The sequence below is a fragment of the Actinoallomurus sp. CA-150999 genome, from assembly GCF_050942425.1.
Taxonomy (GTDB): domain Bacteria; phylum Actinomycetota; class Actinomycetes; order Streptosporangiales; family Streptosporangiaceae; genus Actinoallomurus.
Map to the genome: position 1 here is coordinate 3764529 of NZ_CP192063.1, position 19516 is coordinate 3784044.

A 19516-nucleotide genomic window follows, 5' to 3' on the forward strand; every position below is an offset into this window, starting at 1 on the left:
CGCCGACTGCACCTCCACCTCCGCCTCCTGACCGGCCGGGCCGGTCGCGGGGATCCTCCGTCTCCTCGCGCCCGGCCCGGCCCCGAACCCTCGTTTCCTCCTGACCCTGAGAGATCGCATGAGCCCCTGGAAGCGACGCCTGCCCCTGACCGCCGTGGGACTGGCCGCCCTCGTCGCGCCGGTCCTGTCCGTCCCGCCCGCCACCGCGGGTCCCGCGCCGTCCCGGTCCGCGGCCCGGCCGTGGGACGCCTACAACCTCTCGCCCCGGACCCGGACCGTACGGCCCGTCGCCATCTACAACACGAACGGCACCGTGACCGACCCGTCCGCCGTGCTCACGGGCCGGCGGACCCGCCTGACCGGCACGGGCTCGTACGTCACGCTGGACTTCGGCAAGGACGTCAGCGGCCTGGTCACGCTGCACTTCGCCGCCTCGGACGGCCCGCAGCGGGTCGGCCTGGCGTTCAACGAGTCCCCGGACTACGTCGGGACCAACTCCGACACCTCCACCGGCGGCCCGCGCAGCCGCGACGGCGTCCTGTACGCCGACGTCGACGGCGCGACCACCTACACGATGCCCGCCCAGAACCTGCGCGGCGGCTTCCGCTACCTGACCGTCTTCCTGGACTCCGCCGGCAGCGTCGACCTCGACCGCGCGTCGCTGCACTTCACGGCCGCGCCGACGATGAAGCACCCGGCCGACTACGCGAACCACTTCTACTCCAGCGACCCGCTGCTCAACCGCATCTGGTACGCGGGCGTGTACACGATGCAGCTCAACACGATCGACCCCAAGACCGGCAGGGTCTGGGAGCCGCCCGCGGCGCTGTGGGACAACACCGGCGACGTCGGTGTGGGCGACACGATCCTCGTGGACGGCGCCAAGCGCGACCGGACCGTGTGGCCGGGCGATCTGGGCATCGAGATCCCCGCCGCGTACGCCGCCTTCGGCGACACGGTGTCGGCGCGCAACGCGCTCACGACGGTGTACCAGCACCAGAAGGACACCGGCGAGCTGCCGTACTCCGGGCCGATGATGAACAAGTACGGCTCCGACACCTACCACCTGTGGACCCTGTCGGCGAGCTACGACTACTACCGCTACACCGGCGACACGGCGTGGCTGGCGAGCGTGTGGGACGCCTACAAGCACGGCGTCGACTACAGCACCGCGAAGGTCGACGCGAACGGGCTGCTGTCCATCACCGGCACCGGCGACTCGGTGCGCATCCTCGCCAAGGGCGAGAACCTCATCGCCAACGTCCTGCTGTGGCGCGTGCTGAGCACCGGTTCGGAGCTGGCCACCGTGCGCGGGGACACGGCCCTCGCCGCGTCGTACGCGAGCCGGGCCGCCGCGCTGCGCACCGCCATCGACGCGAACTTCTGGGACGACGCCGCCGGGGCGTACAAGTTCTACCCGAACTCCACCATCCACCCGCAGGACGGCAACGCGCTCGCGGTCTGGTACGGCCTGGCGGACCAGGACAAGGCCCGGCGGATCAGCACGACGCTCACGGGCAACTGGAACGACGTCGGCTCGACCGCGCCGGAGAACAAGGGCAACCCGGGCGTGTTCTCCGGGTCCATGGAGGTCAACGCGCACTTCGCGGCGGGCGGCCAGACCGCCGACCAGGCCGGCGTGGACCTGATCCGCCGCCAGTGGGGCTACATGCTGACCAGCCCGCACGGCACGCAGAGCACCTTCTGGGAGTCCTACCGGGCGGGGGAGTCGTGCGTGTTCTGCAGCACGTACGTCAGCCTCGCGCACGGCTGGGCGACCGGCCCGACGCCCGCGTTGAGCTTCTACGTCCTCGGCGTCGCACCCGACTCGCCGGGCGGGCGCACCTTCCACTTCGTCCCGCACCCGGCTGACCTGACCTTCACCGAGGGCCGGATCACCACCGAGTACGGCCCGGTCGACGCCTCCTGGCGGGTCGACCACGGGGCGTTCCGGGCGCGGCTGACCGCGCCGCGCGGCACGACCGGCCGGGCGGGCGTGCCGACCTTCGGCGGCAAGGTCCGGGTCTTCGTCAACGGGCGGCTCGCCTGGACCGGCACGCGGGCCACGGCGTACGGCGCGCACACCGACGGCGAGTACGTCTACCTCGAGGGCCTGCGCGCGGGCCACTACACGATCACGAGCGAGCGAGTGGGGGAGCGATGAGTACACCGTTCAGCCGGCGCGGGTTCCTCGGCGTCGCGGGCGGCGCGGTGGCCGCCGCCGGCCTGCTGGATCTGCCGGGGCGGGCGGCCGTCGCGGCGACCGGCGGGGACCCGGCCGTGACGCCGTTCCCGCTGCGCGGCGTCACGCTGTTGGAGAGCCGGTTCCGCGACAACATGGCGCGGACCTGCTCCTACCTGACGTTCGTCGACGCGGACCGGCTGCTGCACACGTTCCGGCTCACCGCCGGGCTGCCGTCGGCGGCGCAGCCCTGCGGCGGCTGGGAGGCCCCGAACGTCCAGTTGCGCGGCCACTCCACCGGGCACCTGCTGTCCGCCCTCGCCCAGGCGCACGCGAACACCGGCGACGACGCCTACGCCGCCAAGGCCCGGTACATCGTCGGCGAGCTCGCCAAGTGCCAGGCCGCGGGGCCGGGAGCGGGCTACACGACCGGGTATCTGTCGGCCTTCGAGGAAAAGGTTTTCGACCAGCTCGAGGCGGGCGGCCATCCGTGGGCGCCGTACTACACCCTCCACAAGATCATGGCGGGGCTGCTCGACCAGTACCAGCTCAGCGGGAACCGCCAGGCCCTCGACGTGCTGCTCGGCATGGCCGCCTGGGCCGACGCGCGCACCGCGAAGCTGACGAGCGAGCAGATGCAGTCGCTGCTGAACGTGGAGTTCGGCGGCATGAACGACGTGCTCGCCGCCCTCTACCTGCAGACCCGCGACCCCGCGCACCTGCGCACCGCCCGCCGCTTCGACCACGAGGCCGTCTTCGGCCCGCTCGCCGACCGGCAGGACCAGCTGGCCGGCCTGCACGCCAACACCCAGATCCCCAAGATCGTCGGTGCGGTGCGGGAGTACGAGGCCACCGGGGACCCGCGCTACCTCGACATCGCGGCGTACTTCTGGGAGACGGTCGTCCGCCACCACACCTACGTCATCGGCGGCAACAGCAACGCCGAGATGTTCTGCCCACCGGACCAGATCATCTCCCAGCTCGGCGAGAACACCTGCGAGAACTGCAACAGCTACAACATGCTCAAGCTGTCGCGGCTGCTGTTCTTCCACCGCCCGAGCCCGGCGTACATGGACTACTACGAGTGGACCCTGTACAACCAGCTGCTCGGCGAGCAGGACCCCGACTCCGCGCACGGGTTCTGCACGTACTACACCGGCCTGTGGCCCGGCACACAGCGGCAGGTCAAGGGCGGTCTCGGCGCCGACCCGGGCAGCTACAGCAGCGACTACACCAACTTCTCCTGCGACCACGGCACGGGCATGGAGACGCACACGAAGTTCGCCGACTCCATCTACTTCCACACCGGCGGCACGCTGTACGTCAACCTGTTCATCCCCTCGGAGGTGACCTGGGCCGAGCGCGGGGTCCACGTCCGCCAGGAGACCCGCTACCCGCAGGAGGACACGACCCGGCTGACCGTGCGCGGCGACGCGCGGTTCACGATGAAGATCCGTATCCCCGGCTGGACCCGTCATCCCCGGGTCCGGATCAACGGCCACGAGGCGGGCCGGGCCCGGCCCGGCACGTACGTGACGATCGAGCGGCGCTGGCGCGACGGCGACACCGTCGAGGTCACCCTGCCCATGGCGCTGACCTGGCGGAAGGCCCCCGACAACCCGAAGGTCCAGGCGGTCAGCTACGGTCCGGTCGTGCTGGCCGGCGGGTACGGTGCCCAGCAGCTGAAGACGATCCCGGCGATCGAGCCGCGCTCCGTGCGCGCCGCCGAGGACTCCCTGCGCTTCACCGCGACGGCGGACGGCGCCGACGTCACGCTCATGCCGTTCTCGGAGATCCAGCACCAGCGGTACACGGTGTACTGGGCGACCCCGCCGGACCGGTCCCGGCCGCGCCTGATCGCCCGCTACTCCTTCGGGGAGGGCAGCGGCACGACGACGGCGGACGCGACCAGGACCTGGCCCGCCGCGACGCTCGCCGGCGGCGCGACCTGGACCGGCGACGGCGCGGTCGCGCTCGACGGCAAGGACGGCCACGTCGCCCTGCCGCCCGGGCTGATCAGCGGGCTCGACGCCCTGACCATCGCGGCCTGGGTACGGCCGGAGGAGCTCGCCAACTCCGCCCGCGTCTTCGACCTGGGCTTCCACAAGATGACCTACCTGTTCCTCGCCGTACGGACCGGCACGGGCAAGGCGCGCTTCGCCATGAAGATCGCCGGAATGGACGGGGAGGACTTCATCGACGCCGCCGGCCCGATCCCGGCGGGCACCTGGAGCCACGTCGCGGTGACCATCGCCGACGGCAAGGGCGTGCTGTACGTCGACGGCGCCGAGTCCGGCCGCAACGACGCGCTCGTGATGAGCCCGCTGCTGCTCGGCGCGACCACGCAGAACTACCTCGGCCGTTCCCAGAACCCCACCCACCCGTACCTGCACGGCCAGGTCGACGACTTCCGGATCTACAACCACGCCCTCACCGCCGCCGACGTCGCGGCCCTCCACGCTCAAGGACGGAACGCATGAGCACGTTGCGACGGGCCGCCGCCTCGGCTGCCGCGCTGGCGGTGGTGTTCGGCACCGCCGTGCCCGCGTACGCCGGTGAACGCCCTGGCGTCACCGGCCTGCGCGCCGCCGACCTCACCGAACCGCTCGGCATCGAGGACACGACCCCGCCGCTGACCTGGCGCCTGACCTCGGCTGCGCAGACGGCATATCAGATTCAGGCCGCGACCAGCCCCGACGGGTTCGGCCGGCCCGACCTGTGGGACACCGGCCGGGTCGCCTCCGCCGGCCAGCGCGTCGACTACGCCGGGAAGGCGCTCGCCAGCCGTACCCGCGTCTACTGGCGGGTGCGCGTGTGGACCGGCTCGGGCGGCGCGTCGGCGTGGAGCGAACCGGCCTGGTTCGAGGCCGGCCTGACGTCGGCGTCCGACTGGTCCGGCCAGTGGATCACCCACCCGGACTGGCGGTTCAAGGAGAAGCAGCCGACCCCGATCGTGGTGAAGCTGCCCGAGACGACCGCCCGCTATGTCCGGCTCAACGTGACCCGGCTCGGCCTGCCGCTCGTGGAGAACCTCCCGGACAAGACCTGGCGGCTGCAGCTCGCCGAGCTCGAGGTCCGCGACTCCTCCGGGACGAACCTGGCCGCGAACACGACGGTCACGAGCTCCGACACCGGCAACCAGGTCAACCACAAGTGGCTCCCGCGCTACCTGACCGACGGGACCGAGACGACGAACCAGGAGCTCGCCGGCTGGTCCAGCTCCGCGTACCCCTCCGACGACGTCTCCGCCAAGCCGATCACGCTCACCGTCGACCTGAAGTCCGCGAAGACGTTCGACCAGGTGCTGCTGTTCCCGCGCACCGACGTCCCGGCGGCCGGCGACAAGGTCCCGTACGCGCCCGTCGACTACTCCGTCTCGACGGGCGACGATGCCGCCGGGCCGTTCACCGCCGTGCGGACGGTCGCCGGTCAGGAGCCACCGCGATCACCGGTCCCGGAGGCGATGCCGATCTTCGCCAAGGACTTCGCGCTGCCCTCCAGGATCCGCTCCGCCCGCCTGTACGTCAGCGGCGTCGGCGTCTACGAGGCCGGGCTGAACGGCCGCAGGCTCGGGGACGCCGTGCTCGAACCGGGCAACACCGACGTCACCGACCAGGTCCCGTACGCGACGTACGACGTCACGCGGCTGCTGCGGCCCGGGCGGAACTCGATCGGCGTCCGGCTCGGCAACGGCACCGCCAACGTCATCTCCACCGCCGACCGGTACCGCAAGTTCGGCGGCACGCAGAGCGACCCGGAGCTGATCGCCCAGCTCGAGGTCACCCTCGCCGACGGCAGCGTCCGCCGCGTCGTCAGCGGAACCGACTGGCAGACCACCCTCGGCGGCACCACCTTCTCCAACTGGTACGGCGGGGAGGACTTCGACGCCCGTCGTGAGCCAACCGGCTGGGACCGGCCCGGCGCGAAGCGGCCGGGCTGGCAGCAGCCGGTCGCCGTAACCGGCCCCGGCGGCAGGCTGACGGGCCGCATCGAGGAGCCGGTCCGCGTCCAGGACACCCTCCAGGGGACCCAGGTCGGCTCCGGCGACGGCTACCAGGTCTTCGACCTCGGCCGGAACATCGCCGGCTGGCCCGAGCTGACCATCACGGCCCCCGCCGGAACGACGGTGCGCATGTACCCGGCCGAGAGCCTCAACAACGGCCGCGCGTACCAGCTGACCAGCAACGTCGGCGCGCCGATCTGGGACCAGTACACGACGCGCACCGACGGCGCCGAGACCTGGCACCCGCACTTCTCCTACCACGCCCTCCGCTACGTCGAGCTCCGCGGCGTGCCCGCCGGCGCGACCGTCTCCGTCCGAGGCCTGGCACTGCACGCCGACAACCCCTCGGCCGGTTCGTTCTCCTCGTCCAACGACCTCCTCGACGGGATCCACACCCTGATCCGCCGGGCGATCGAGAACAACATGCAGAGCATCCTCACCGACTGCCCGAGCCGGGAGAAGCTCGGCTGGCTCGAACAGGACCACCTCGTCTTCGGCGGTCTGGCCTTCAACTACGACATGGCGGCCCAGCTCCGCAAGGTCGTCCGGGACATGGCCGAGGCGCAGACCGACACCGGTCTGATCCCGTCCACGGTGCCGGACTACACGGTGCTGGCCGGGGCGTACCGCGACGACCCGAACTGGGGCGGCGCGTTCGTCGTCGTGCCGTGGGACCTGTACCTGACCTACGGCGACGCCGACACCATGCGCGCCTACTACCCGGCGATGCAGAAGTACGCCTCCTACCTGGAGGCCCGGGCGGTGAACGGGCTGACCGACTACAGCCTGGGCGACTGGATCACGCCGGACCGGACGTTCCCGAAGTTCGTCTCCGGGACGTACGGCTACTGGCGGGTCCTCGACACCATGTCCAAGATCGCCGGCGCGCTCGGGAAGACGGACGAGGCAGCGGCGTACCGGGCCAAGGCGGACGCCAGCGCGAAGGCCCTGTCCGACAAGTACTACGACACCGCGAGCGGTACCTTCGCCGGCGGCGGCCAGGGCGCCGAGGCGCTCGCCCTCGACATGGGCGCCGTTCCGGCCGACCAGCGGCAGCGCCTGCTCGACCACCTGGTCGGCAGCGTCACGGCGGCCGGGTACCACCTGCAGCTCGGCGAGATCTCGCTGCCCAGCGCGTTCCGCGTGCTGCCCGACGACGTCATCTACAAGATCGCCACTCAGACGGACAGCCCCAGCTACGGCTACCAGGTCGTACACGGCAACACCACGCTCGGCGAGGGCTGGGACGGCGGCAGCGGCCAGTCGCAGGACCACTTCATGCTCGGCTCGATCGACTCGTGGTTCACCGGGCGGCTGGCCGGCATCCAGCAGGCCCCCGGCTCGGTCGGCTACCGCAAGCTCCTCATCGCCCCGGCCGTCGTCGGCGACCTGACCCGGGCTTCGGCCACCTACCGCACCCCGTACGGCGAGGCCCGTACGTCCTGGACCAAGACGGACGACGGCATCCGGCTGACGGTCACCGTGCCGCCGGGCAGCACCGCCGAGGTGCACGTCCCCGGCTCCGGCGAGGTGCGCCAGGTCGGCTCCGGGACGTGGACGTTCCGGTCGAAGTGACCCGCGCGTGCTCCCGCCTCACCCGGGGCGGGAGCACGCGGAATCGCACGGCGCCGGGGGCGCCGAGCGGAAGAGCACGGCGGCCGACCCGGCCGTGATCGCAGAGGAGGAGTCAGTAATGAGGAACCGTCTCCCCGCGGCCTTGACGGCCGCCGGAGCCGCGGCCGTCCTGCTGGCCGCGCTGAGCGCGCCGGGGACCGCCCCGGCGTGGGCAGGGGTGGACCACGCCCCCCTCGCGCCGTCGGGCCTGACCATCGGCGACCAGACCCGGCCGCTGAACGTCGAAGGCCGTCCGGCCTTCGGCTGGCTGCCCCGCGACGTCGACCCGGGCGAGGTCCAGACCGCGTACCAGATCAAGATCTCCGACGGCCGCAAGACGGTCTGGGACAGCGGGAAGGTCACCTCGTCCCAGGAGTCGTACGTCGCCGGGCCGGACGGTCTGGCGCGCGGCGCGAGCTACACCTGGACCGTCCGCACCTGGGACCGCGCGGGCAAGACGTCGCCGTGGGCCAGGCCGGCCGCCTTCGACACCGGCCTCGCGGACGCCGACTGGCAGGCGAACTGGATCCGCCGCACGACGGCGGAGAAGGACGACTACACCTACGCCCGCAAGGAGTTCGCGGTCGGCCGCAGCCCGGTGGTCCGCGCCCGCGTCTACGTCGCCGCGAGCCAGCAGTACGACCTGCACGTCAACGGGCGGCTTGTCGACCGGGGCGCGGCGTTCTCCTACCCCGGCGAGGGTTACTACAAGACGGTCGACGTCACCCGCCTGCTCAGGCCGGGCGGGACGGCCGCCGTCGGCGCGCTCTACCACTGGTACGGCCCCGGCCAGGGACGCCCGTCGGGCGAACCGGGCCTGCTGATGCGCGTCGTCGTCGACCACGCCGACGGCACCCGCCAGGTCGTCGTAACCGACGGCTCCTGGAAGGTCGCCCGCGCGCAGTGGAAGGCCACGTCGTACCGCAACGGCGACGGCCGCGACTACATCGAGGACATCGACGGCACCGCCGAACCGCTCGGCTGGGACCGCCCCGGCTTCAACGACGCGTCGTGGACGGCGCCGCAGGTGGTCGGCGCCCACCCGGCGGGTGTCTTCACGCACCTCCAGGGCCAGGAGTCCGGGCTCGCCTATGAGACGGTGCACCCGGTCAAGGTCACCAAGGTCGCCGGCGGGGTCGTCGCCGACTTCGGGAAAATCATCCCGGCCGTGCCGGTCGTCCGGTTCCGTGACGGCGTCAAGGACACGGCGGTGACGATGACCGCCGGCTACCTGCTGGCCGGCGACGGCACGGTCTCCAACTCCAAGCACGACAACCAGACCACCGACCTGACCTACCGCTACACCGAGCGGGCCGGCGACCAGACGGTCCGCTACTACACCTACGAAGGCTTCCGCTACCTGCAGATCAACGCCGATGTCGCCGCGGACGACATCAGCGCGATCGTCCAGCACACCGACGTGCCGTCCCGGGCCCGGCTGCACACGTCCAACAGTGGCGTCGACGCCGCGTACGACCTGATGCAGCGGTCGGCGCTGTACGACTCGCAGGAGCAGTTCCTCGACACGCCGACCCGGGAGAAGGGTCAGTTCCTCGGCGACTCCGTCGACGTGTCCCTGGCCACGATGTCCGGCTGGGGCGAACGCCGCCTCACCCGTAAGGCGATCCGCGAGTTCATCGCCTCCCAGGCACGCTACTGGCCGGACGGCCGGCTCAACGCCGTCTACCCGAACGGCGACGGCAAGCGCGACATCCCGGACTACACCGAGATGTTCCCGGGCTGGGTGTGGGAGTACTACCTGCAGTCCGGCGACGCCGCCACCCTGAACGACGCCTACCCGGTCATGACGGCCGTCGCCGACTACGTCCGCCGCTACATCGACCCCTCCACCGGCCTGGTCACCAAGCTCGCCGGCGGGTCCGGCGCGTACCAGTACGGCATCATCGACTGGCCGAACCGCTACGGCTACGACACCGACACCGTGGCCCGGACCGCCGTCAACATCCTCGCGGTCGACGTCCTGAACGCCACCGCCCGCGCCGCCCAGACCCTCGGCAAGGACCCGAGCGCATTCCAGCGCGACGCGGCCGGTCTGAGCAGCGCGATCAACAACAAGCTGCGCCGCGCGGACGGCGTCTACATCGACGGCCTGGAGGCCGACGGCTCGCAGAGCACCCACGCCTCCCAGCTCGCCAACGCCTTCGCGGTCGCGTACGGGCTCACGTCGGATGCCGCGGTGCTCGACCACGTGGCGAGCCTCGGCCTGCAGATGAGCCCGATGACCGTCCACTGGCTGATGACCGCCCTGGCCACCCGCCCGAACGCCTTCGTCACCCGCCTCACCGACCCGAACAGCATCGGCTGGGCGAAGATCCTCGCCTCGGGCGGCACGTTCACGTGGGAGTCCTGGGAGGCCCCGGAGACCGGCGACAGCCTGTCGCACGGCTGGGGCGCGTCCCCGGTCATCGACGTCCAGCAGACCCTGCTCGGCGTGACGGTCACCGCTCCCGGCGCGGCCCAGATCCGCGTACGCCCACCGGCGTCCGGCCTCACCTCGGCGTCCGGCACGGTCCCGACCCAGCGCGGCGACGTCCGGGTGTCCTGGCACAAGACCGGCGGTCGTATGACGCTGTCCGTCGACGTCCCGGTCAACGTGAAGGCCGAGATCGACCTCCCCACCACCGGCCAGGTGGAGGTGAAGGGCGACGCGACGTACGCGGGTCGCCGAGACGGCGGAACGGTGTACGAAGCGGGCTCCGGCCGAGTCACCTTCAGCTCATAGAGCTGAGCTCGCCCTGACCGCAGACCGCCCGCCTCTCCAGATCGCGAGAGGCGGGCGGTCTTTTCGATCGGTCGTTGCCGTCGGTATTGACGGTGCGAACAACGCGATTGGGACCGGACAGGGTCCGCAGCGGCGACAGGGTGACAACGACGGCGGCAATGCGGGCACCGCCGGACTTACTCCGTTGCGTCGTTCCCGGCCGTCGTGAGAATGTTGGCGCGCTCCACGGCACGTACACACACGGCAAAGGACTGAAGCCATTGATCCCGGCGTCCCTCAGCGGCCGCCGTCGGCACTGAGCCCGTCTGCTCTTCTCGCGGCATCAGTGCCACGCCATCCCGCGGCGGCCCCACGATCCGGTGCCTGACGCACCGCCCCATGCGCTGCTCACCCGCCTGCGCGGGGTGAGCGCTCCACTGATTACGTGAGGTCGACATCACCGTGGACACCAACGTTCAGAGTTTCGCCGTCGCCAACCTGCGCCGCCGGCCCGTCGTCGTTGAGACGGGCGGCTTCGTCGCGGGCTTTGACCCCGGCACCACCAGCCCGTACGTCAACTATGCGACGCCGCTGCCCGGCGCCGAGCCGACCCGTCAGGACGTCGCCGCACTGATCGGGGCGTTCCGTACGCGACGCCTCAAACCCCGCCTCGAGTTCGCGCCCGACGCCGCGCCCGCCGTAGAGGCCGCGCTGCGTACGGCCGGCTTCAGCACTGAGGCGGTGCACGAATACCTGGTCTGCACCCCGGAAACGCTGACGATGCCGCGAAATGACGGTGCGGACGCCATTCTCGTGGAGAGCCCGTGCTCGGACGAGGACTACGCCGCGGTCGACGCGGCCTTGTCGGAGGCGTTCAGCGGCGAGTTCGAGCCATCCTCGGAAGGCGCGGCCCGGCTTCGCCGCACCCAGGAGAACGGCGGAGCCGTCCGTTTCGTCCGCGCCCCCGATGGCGGCTGCGCCGGCGGGGCCACCTGCTCCCCACCCGCCGTCGGAACGGCGGAACTGGCGGGCGTCGGCACCCGGCCCGCCTTCCGCGGCCGCGGCGTCGCCGCCGCGGTCACGGCGGCGTTGACCGAGGCCATGTTCGCCAGGAGAGCGCGGTCGGTGTGGCTGGAGTACTCGGGAGAGGGATCCCGACGCGTCTATGAACGCATCGGCTACCGACCGCGAGGCACCCGCCGGTACATGTCGCTCGAAGCAGCGGCCTGCAAAACCTCCTGATGCGATCACGCTTCCAGCGGAAGTCTGACAGGGCGTAGCATAGATGTTACGCTCGAGCTGTGGGGGTGAGTGCGATGACGAGTCTGTTCTGGAAGGATCTGGCAACCGACCTGGAGGACCCGGAGTTCCTCCGGGAGTACATTCGCGAGTCGGTCCGCATCGCGACTGTCGATGCGATCATGAATGCGCTGGACCGGGCGCGGCTTGCCGAGAACCTGTCCAAGGCCGAGGTGGCCAGGGCCATCGGAGCGGAGCCTGCGGTCGTTCGTCGCTTGTTCGCGGCGGGCAATACGAACCCCAATCCAACACTGGGGACCCTCGTCGACGTGGCCGCGGCCCTTGGGTTGCGCATAAAGGTCGAGCCGCTGCCTGACGAGGAGCGGGAAGCGGTAACCGATCCGTTGCGGAATGGCACGGCCAGCCAGGCAGCGATCGAGAGGCTCGTGACGTTGCGGTCCCAGTACGAGTCGACGCAACCTGCCTGAGCGCCGAATCAGCCGAGCGAACGAGGATTGCGCGCCAGATACTCGTCGCCCAGCCGACGCACCCTGGCGTACTCGGCCGCGTTTACCGTTGTCCGGAAGGGCTTATGTAGCCCGGCGACGATGACCAGCAGCGGCTTCTCGGCGTCTTTGGCCTCGTAATCCAGCAGACAGTAGAGGCGATAGTGGTGGCGGCCCTTGCCACCACCCGGCTTGACCCCGTCCAGACGGACCTCGAACCAGCCCGACATGTCTCCGTGCATCGCCTCCCAGTAGCCGCCACCTGCGAACCTGTACGGCGGGGCGGCGGCCACGGCCGTCAACACCGCGGCGAACTTCGCGCGCACGGTGGGGGGACAGGACCGCAAGAAGTCACGCCCGGGGATCGACTCGCCGGGGTCGTCGTCGACGTGGCGTTTGAAGAAGGCGACGGCATGTGGGTGCTCGCGTCGAGGGCGGTTAGCAGCGGCCGGGGGAGTCACGCATCGTGATTGTAGTGAAACTCATTGTTGTCGGTGTGGTGTCCGAGCAGCTTGTGCGAGGGGACGCTTGGCGAATCCATCGCAGCAGGGACCGCCGAGGAGTACCAGCCGGTGATGACATGGCCGTCCCTGTGCAACGCGGCCCGGTCGATGGGCAGGGATAGGACGCGCGGAGTCTCATCGAGAGGTCGAGCTCACCCGCTGGCCGTAGAGGTGGGCGGTCTGGCCGCGGTATTGGATGTCGCGCAGGTGGCGGTGGCCGATCCGTTCCGCGACGGCTATGGAGCGGGAGTTGCTCGGCAGGATGACGGAGATGACTTCCTGTGCGCCCAGCTCCTTGAGGCAGTAGTTCAGGGAGGCGCGGGCCGCCTCCGTGGCGTAGCCCTTTCCCCAGTGTTCTCGGGCCAGGCACCAGCCGACTCCCAGCCCCGGAAACCCGTGCGGCTGCCAGGGCCCGGCGCGCCCGACGAACCGGCCGGTGGCTTTCTCCACCAGCGCCCAGTGGGAGTAGCCGCGGATCTCCCGGTGCCCGATGAACATGGCGAGACTTCGCCAAGCATCCGCGGGTGAGGTACCGATACTCTCCGCCAGCCCTCCTGCGACCTGCGGGTCGGCCAGCATCGCAGCGTAATCGTCGAAGTCATCGCCCGTCAGCGGCCGCATCATGAGCCGGTCCGTCTCCAGCACAGTCATGATCGAAGTATCTGGCAGCAGAGATCGGCTTCTCAAGCGGTCACTCAAATGCCGGACCGGTTCAGGATCGATGACGGGGAGATTTAAGGTCCCAGCAGGACGGGGAGGGCATCGGTGCCGTGCTGTACGAAGCCGCGCGCGCCGTAGTAGAAGCTCGGCGGCGAACCCGGGTCCAGGCGGATGTCCGGGCGGGCGGCGAACAGCGCGGTCAACACGGCGTGCTCCTGGATGCAAGGGGCGCGGCGCATGCGCGCGGTGCGGGAACGGGATCTGCGGCTAACACACTGGCCCCGACGGCCGGGCAGGACTCGCGACGTTTGACGACCTGGGGGCGATTGCACGTGAGGGGACGGCCGGCTCGTCAGGGCTGCGCCGGGTCGAGCGGCAGAACGCGGTGGAAGACGACTCTGGCCTGGCCGGGGCCGCTGTAGTTATTGACGACCTCCGCGTCGAAGCCGAGGCTGCGATGGAATGCGATCGAGGTGGTGTTTCCGGGGGACGTGATCGCCTTCAGTCGCCGTGCGCCCTGGCGATACGCGGCGTCGGCGAACGCCGTGTACAGGCGGCGCCCGAGGCCGGTGCCGCGGGTGTCGTCTCGAGTGGCGATGAGGTGAACGTACCCGGTACCCGTTGGGGTGACGAACCCGATGACGTACCCGTGGATTTCGTCCTCGGCTCGGGCGACAAGGCACGTTTCACCGAACTCGCGCACCAACGTTAGAAGGTGCTGGTGCCGAAGGTCTCGGTCTCCCCAGTACCGGTGGTGATCAGCAAGTACCTGGTGGATGTCGGTCACCTCGGCCGGTGTGATCCGTGCGTGCATGACAGGAATCATCGCAGGTGCTGCCTTCATCCCCTGAGAAGGGAAGTGAGCCTCAGACTCGGGTGCGGCCGACGTAGAGGTTGCGGGCCCGGTAGTAGGTGTCGGTGGTCGGGCCGGGGGATCCTGAGGACCCTTCCATCTGCAGGTTGATGATGATCCACATCGGCTGGCCGACGAAACCGGCGCCCCGGTGCTGTCCGACCCAGGTGCCGTCGAGGTAGTAGTGGATGTCGACGTCGGTGGCGTTCACCTTCGTGATCCAGGCTCGGTAGCCGTGCCAGGAGCCCGGGTTGGAGACACCGACGATCGTGTTCGACCACCCGCCGGAGGCGTTCCGGTAGGTGTTGAACCAGTTTCGCGCGTCGCCCTTGTACTCCAGGATGTCGCTCTCCGGCGGCCAGGTATTCGCGCCGGTCAGCCAGAATGCCGGCCACGTGCCGCGCGCGGAAGGTGCCTGGAACTCACCCTTCACCTCCCAATTGGGGAACTGGTCGTTGACCAGCACCTGCGTTTTCGCGTGAACGGCGCCCGAATGATAGTGGATCGGCAGGTACGGGCTGGCGGAGCTCTTTCCCTCATCCCACGTGATATGCGCGGCCTTGAGTTCGAGTACGCCGGAGGACGCGAGATAGACGTGATTGTGGTCGCTCGCGGAGCCGTACATCCGGGCGCTGCCGTTGTGGTCCGAACCCCACGGATAGCGGTAGTTCCACGCCGCCTCCAGGGTCGAATAACTCGCGAAGGAGCCGTCGACGACCCGGCCACGCCGACGGATCCGGCTGCGAGAAAACGTCGTCGGGTGTAGGTCATCGTCGCACCCTCCCTGATGCGGACGATCGCCATGCCCTGGTCGACGGGCGCAGGAAATGGCGCTGGACAACGCGCGGCATAAGCCTGGCGCGACGTTATCCAGACGCTTCGAACGCGTCAAGAAGGCTTTCACGCATTTTCAGCCGGGATAAACAACCCGTGACGGCTTCCGCGCGGACGTCAGGATTCGCTGTCGGCGGCGAGCCGTTCCTGGATGACGGCGGCGTGCGCTGAAACGGGATCCGCCGCGCGCAGGGCCGCCGCGGAGATGAGGGCGGTCGAGCCCGGCGCCGTACAGGCGTGGGCGCCCGCCACCGTGCCGAGGCGGGCGCAGTCACGTACGTCCCGGCCGGTGAGCCTGCCGTACAGGAAACCGCAGACGAAGGCGTCACCTGCTCCGTTGGAGTCCACCGCCGGTGCGGGTGGGACGGCGGCCGGGACGTGCAGAGGCGTCGTGTCGCCGTCGCGGGTGAGCAGGTAGGCCCCGTCCGCGCCGGCCGTGGCGACGACGATCTCCGCGCGGCCTTCCCGGAGGATCTCGCGCATCAGCGTGGGGGCGCGGTCGCCCGTTTTCGCGGCGCTGAAGAAGACGAGGTCGGAGCGGAGGGCGAACTCCCGGTGGTGGTCGGCGACTCCGTCCCAGTCGTGCAGGTCCGTGGAGACCGGGATGCCGAGCGCCTCGATGTCGTCGTAGAGGAAGCGCGTGAAGTTCATGATGGACAGGTGGACGTGCCGTGCCCGGCGGAGCCAGGGCAGGTAGTGGTCCCGGGGCATCCGCAGGTCGGCGGGGTCGCGGCCGTCGTAGAAGGACATCCGGCGGCCGGTCGCGTCCACCAGGTTGACCGCGCGGCGCGTGCCGGCGGGGGAGATCAGCGGGGCGAACTCCACGTCGCCTCCGGCCAGTCGTTCGCGTACCTGTGCGCCGATCCAGTCGTCGCCTATGTAGTCGAGCAGCGCGACGTTCAGGCCGAGTGCGCGGGCGCCGAGGGCGACGTTGCCGCCGGTGTGGCCCGGCCACTCCTCGATCGGGCCGACGGGGACCGAGTCGGCGAGTGGGACCGGCAGTGAGCCGACGCGGACGATGGTGTCCACGCCGCTGCCTCCGACCACTACGACGTCGTACGCCGCCTGCCGTGGGTCCACCCGCTCCTCCTCGGTTCGCCGGGCGCCAGTATGACGTCCTGCCTGGTGTACGGCTACCGGTGCGCTGATGACCTGGAACGTCCCCGTATGATCGCGGATGTTTCGGCCTCGCTTTTATGGAGTTTTAGTGCGATACGGGATTGTCCTCGCAACCGTCGCCGTCGGTTCGCTCGTCGCCGGGTGCGGTGGTGGCGGAACCGAGCAACCCGCGGCGCACTCGTCGTCGCCGAGCGCGTCGAAGGCGGCCGCCGCCTTGACCGAGGCGCAGGCACGGGCGGTCTTCACCAACTACGAACGGGTCAACAACGAGGCGAACGCGAAGGTCTCCGACGCGCTGCTGCGCGAGAACGAGACCGGGCCGATGCTCGAGGTCGACCTGGTCGGCAACAAGCGCATCCGGGCCAAGCAGGAAACGAAGATCAAGGCGTTCCACTACAAGAGTCCGCAGTTCTTCATCCCGCACGGCGTGAGCCCCGCCTGGTTCGCGGTCTTCGCGGCGGTGGGCAGCAGCGAGAAGGAGTACGTCGTCTTCGCCGACACCGGCGGCGGCAAGTACAAGGCGGCCATGGGATCGTGGCTCGCGAAGGGGCAGAAGTTCCCGTCGATCGCGCGGGGTGCGGACGGCTCGGCGACGGCCGTGACGACCGGACCGGCCCTCGACGTCGGCACTCGGCTCTCCTCGTACCTGTCGTACGTCGCGGCCCGCCGGAAGGCTCCGGAGGGGTTCGCCCCCGGCCCGCTGACCTTGAAGCTCGGTCAGCGCTGGGCCAAGGACGTTTACAAGATCAACAGCGGTAACCGGTGGCAGGGCCGTTCCGAGTGGGCGCCCCGTACGCAGCCCGTCTACGCGCTGAAGACCACCGACGGTGGCGCGCTGGTCCTGAGCCCTGCGGAGCAGGCGCTGAGCTACACGGCGACACAGCCGAACGTGTGGTACCAGCCTCCCTCGGACTTCAACGGACTGGGCCCGAAGCGCTACTACCACCGCTTCAGGGGCGAGTGGCTGTGGACGTTCGCGACCCATGTTCCGCCCCAGGGCCCGGCATCCGTCGTGGCCAGCGGCGTACACGCGATCAACACGACCGGCAGCTGACGCCGCACGACGACCTCGGTCGCCGAGGACGGGCCGCCGGGGGCGTCCGAGGACGCCCCCGGCGGACTCAGGCCCGCTGCGGGAGCGGCGCGTCGAGGAACGGGACCACGGCGGCCGGCAGCGCCGGGGACGTGGAGATGTCGTAGTGGGTGGTGCCGGGCAGGATCGCGAGCCGCGCGGCGGGGCGGGCCGAGCCGTCCCAGCCGGCGTCGCGGAGGCCGCCGCCGAGCAGGGCGAAGAACTCCACGATGTGCGCGGGCCGTACGGAGTCCGCGTCGGCGAAGACCAGCATGGTGGGTGCGGTGAGCGCCGCGACCTCCGCCGACCAGTCGAAGTCACGCTTCAACTGGTCGCTCGTCTTGCCGAGAAGGGCCGGAAAGTCCTCCACCCGCGGTGCGAGGCGGGCGTACAGCTCGTAGACGGGGGACTGTTTCATCGGCTCGGCCAGATGCGGGCCCATCTGGTCCATCGTCGCCAGGACCTCCGGGAACCATCCGTCCCGCTTACAGGGGATGGAGACCAGGACCAGGCGGCGTACGCGCTGCGGATGCTGGATCGCGGTGCGCAGGGCGACCTTGGCGCCGAGGGAGTAGCCCATCACGTCGGCGTCCGCCAGGCCCAGGTGAGCGATGAGCGCGGCGACGTCGTCGGCCATCGTCTCGGTGTGCAGCGGCCGGTCGATGTCGGCCGTGCGGCCGTGGGCCTGGAGGTCGACCGTGATCACCCGCCGGTGTTCGGTGAGCGCCGGCAGGATCGGGCCGAACAGCTCGCCCGCGCCGAGTCCTCCGTGCAGGAGGACGAGCGGCTCGCCGGCGCCCTGCTCCTCGAAGTACAGCGACAGCCCGTTCACGTCCGCGTAGCCCATCACGTCATCCTTCCACCTGGTCCATCGGCCGGCGGTGTTCCGCCGATCGATAGGTAGAACGGCGGTGGGCCGCGGAACTCATCGGTCCACCGGTGATGAATTTCCACGGCGGCGACGAGTGTCGTGACCGCGCCGTCGCCGTCAGCGGACCAGCCGGAAGAAGGCCCGCAGCTCCTCGACGAACAGCCCGGGCTGCTCGAACGCGGCGAAATGACCGCCCTTGTCCGGCTCGCTCCAGTACCGGATGTCGGTGAAGCGCTTCTCGGCCCACCGCCGGGACGGCCGGGGGTTCTCCTTGGGGAAGACCGAGCATCCGGCCGGGATCGTCACCACGTCCGTCGTCTCACCGGTGAAGAGCCGCTGGACCTGTTTGAAGCTTTCCCAGTAGAGCCGGGCGGCGGACGCGCCGGTCCCGGGCAGCCAGTAGAACATGAGGTTGTCGAGGAGCTCGTCGCGGGTGAGGGCGTTCTCGGGGTGACCGTCGCAGTCGGTCCAGGAGCGGAATTTCTCGATGATCCAGGCGCACAGCAGCACGGGGGAGTCGACGAGCCCGTAGCCGATGGTCTGCGGCCGGGTGGACTGCTCCAGCGAGTATCCGTCCTCGGTCTCCTGGGCCCGCTCGAGGGCGGTGAGCGCGGCGGCCTCCGCGTCGGTGAGGTCGTCGAACGTGGCCGGGTCCGGGGCCGCCAGGGGCGGGACGAGGTGGATGCCCGCCACGTGGTCCGGATCCTGCCGGCCGATGAGCGTGGTGATGGTCGTGCCCCAGTCGGAGCCCTGCGCCCCGTACCGGTCGTAGCCGAGGCGGGCCATCAGCCGGATCCAGGCGTCGGCGATCCGCTCGACGCCCCAGCCGCGGCGGCCCGGCTTGTCGCTGAAGCCGTAGCCGGGCAGCGACGGGCACACGACGTGGAACGCGTCGCGGGCGTCGCCGCCGTACGCTGTCGGGTCGGTGAGCGGCCCGATCACCTTGAGGAACTCCACGACCGATCCCGGCCAGCCGTGGGTGAGGATGAGCGGCAGCGCGTCCTCGTACGGCGAACGGACGTGGAGAAAGTGGATCCCCAGCCCGTCGATGGAGGTCCGGAATTGCGGCAGGGCGTTCAGGCGGCCCTCGGTGGCCCGCCAGTCGTACTCCTCGGCCCAGTACCGGCACAGTTCGCGCAGGTAGTCCAGGGGCACGCCCTGGGACCAGTCGTCGACCGTCTCCTCCTCCGGCCACCGCGTGCGCCTGAGGCGTTCCCGCAGGTCGCCCAGTACGAGCTCGGGGACGTCGAGATGGAACGGGATCACATCGTCGGTCATGCCGCCCTCCTCATCGGAGCGCCGGTGGTGAGCATGGTCGGGTCGCCCCCATTCGGCGTG

Annotated in this window: 15 protein-coding genes; 7 read left to right on the forward strand and 8 right to left on the reverse strand. The window is 70.3% G+C overall.

Annotation, left to right across the window (positions count from 1 at the left end; translation table 11 throughout):
• Positions 1 to 118: 118 nt before the first annotated feature.
• The 6 genes from ACQP2O_RS17725 (at position 119) to ACQP2O_RS17750 (ending at position 12248) form a co-directional block, all read left to right on the forward strand.
• Positions 119 to 2164 (forward strand): alpha-L-rhamnosidase C-terminal domain-containing protein, encoded by a 2046-nt coding sequence (locus tag ACQP2O_RS17725; protein WP_433185873.1) that lies wholly within the window; start codon positions 119 to 121, stop codon positions 2162 to 2164.
• A complete protein-coding gene (locus ACQP2O_RS17730; RefSeq protein WP_433185876.1) occupies positions 2161 to 4662 on the forward strand; it encodes a beta-L-arabinofuranosidase domain-containing protein in 2502 nt (833 codons plus the stop codon). Before ACQP2O_RS17725 ends, ACQP2O_RS17730 begins: the two co-directional genes overlap by 4 nt.
• Positions 4659 to 7760 carry a family 78 glycoside hydrolase catalytic domain gene (locus tag ACQP2O_RS17735; RefSeq protein WP_433185879.1) on the forward strand — a complete coding sequence of 1034 codons (3102 nt, stop codon included), beginning with the start codon at positions 4659 to 4661 and terminating at the stop codon, positions 7758 to 7760. The genes ACQP2O_RS17730 and ACQP2O_RS17735 overlap by 4 nt, the downstream gene beginning before the upstream one ends.
• Before the next feature lie 118 nt (positions 7761 to 7878).
• On the forward strand, positions 7879 to 10542 hold the full coding sequence (locus ACQP2O_RS17740) for a family 78 glycoside hydrolase catalytic domain (RefSeq protein WP_433185882.1): 2664 nt from the start codon (positions 7879 to 7881) through the stop codon (positions 10540 to 10542).
• Positions 10543 to 10983: 441 nt separating this feature from the next.
• Positions 10984 to 11763, forward strand: a complete 780-nt coding sequence (locus ACQP2O_RS17745) for a GNAT family N-acetyltransferase (RefSeq protein ID WP_433185885.1) — start codon at positions 10984 to 10986, stop codon at positions 11761 to 11763.
• Between the two features lie 74 nt (positions 11764 to 11837).
• Entirely contained in the window at positions 11838 to 12248 is a 411-nt protein-coding gene (locus ACQP2O_RS17750) for a helix-turn-helix domain-containing protein (RefSeq protein WP_433185888.1), read from the forward strand.
• 8 nt (positions 12249 to 12256) lie between these two features.
• On the opposite strand, the gene ACQP2O_RS17755 is transcribed toward ACQP2O_RS17750, so the two are convergent.
• From ACQP2O_RS17755 to ACQP2O_RS17780, 6 genes are all read right to left on the reverse strand, one after another.
• Entirely contained in the window at positions 12257 to 12727 is a 471-nt protein-coding gene (locus ACQP2O_RS17755) for a hypothetical protein (RefSeq protein WP_433185891.1), read from the reverse strand.
• Between the two features lie 177 nt (positions 12728 to 12904).
• Positions 12905 to 13420 carry a GNAT family N-acetyltransferase gene (locus ACQP2O_RS17760; RefSeq protein WP_433185893.1) on the reverse strand — a complete coding sequence of 172 codons (516 nt, stop codon included), beginning with the start codon at positions 13418 to 13420 and terminating at the stop codon, positions 12905 to 12907.
• An 83-nt stretch (positions 13421 to 13503) separates the two neighbouring features.
• The gene (locus ACQP2O_RS17765) at positions 13504 to 13635 is read right to left on the reverse strand and encodes a hypothetical protein (protein ID WP_433185896.1); all 132 of its coding nucleotides are present in this window, start codon (positions 13633 to 13635) and stop codon (positions 13504 to 13506) included.
• A 146-nt stretch (positions 13636 to 13781) separates the two neighbouring features.
• Positions 13782 to 14243, reverse strand: a complete 462-nt coding sequence (locus ACQP2O_RS17770) for an N-acetyltransferase family protein (protein ID WP_433185899.1) — start codon at positions 14241 to 14243, stop codon at positions 13782 to 13784.
• Positions 14244 to 14295: 52 nt separating this feature from the next.
• The gene (locus ACQP2O_RS17775; RefSeq protein WP_433185902.1) at positions 14296 to 15186 is read right to left on the reverse strand and encodes a glycoside hydrolase family 16 protein; all 891 of its coding nucleotides are present in this window, start codon (positions 15184 to 15186) and stop codon (positions 14296 to 14298) included.
• 47 nt (positions 15187 to 15233) lie between these two features.
• Entirely contained in the window at positions 15234 to 16196 is a 963-nt protein-coding gene (locus tag ACQP2O_RS17780) for a carbohydrate kinase family protein (RefSeq protein WP_433185905.1), read from the reverse strand.
• Between the two features lie 127 nt (positions 16197 to 16323).
• On the opposite strand from ACQP2O_RS17780, the gene ACQP2O_RS17785 reads away from it, so the two are divergent.
• The gene (locus ACQP2O_RS17785) at positions 16324 to 17289 is read left to right on the forward strand and encodes a hypothetical protein (protein WP_433185908.1); all 966 of its coding nucleotides are present in this window, start codon (positions 16324 to 16326) and stop codon (positions 17287 to 17289) included.
• Positions 17290 to 17356: 67 nt separating this feature from the next.
• Here the strand turns inward: ACQP2O_RS17785 and ACQP2O_RS17790 are convergent, their stop codons facing one another.
• Complete coding sequence (locus tag ACQP2O_RS17790) at positions 17357 to 18154, reverse strand: alpha/beta fold hydrolase (protein WP_433185910.1); 798 nt, start codon at positions 18152 to 18154, stop codon at positions 17357 to 17359.
• A gap of 141 nt (positions 18155 to 18295) precedes the next feature.
• Positions 18296 to 19456, reverse strand: a complete 1161-nt coding sequence (locus tag ACQP2O_RS17795; protein WP_433185913.1) for an epoxide hydrolase family protein — start codon at positions 19454 to 19456, stop codon at positions 18296 to 18298.
• Positions 19457 to 19516 lie beyond the last annotated feature (60 nt).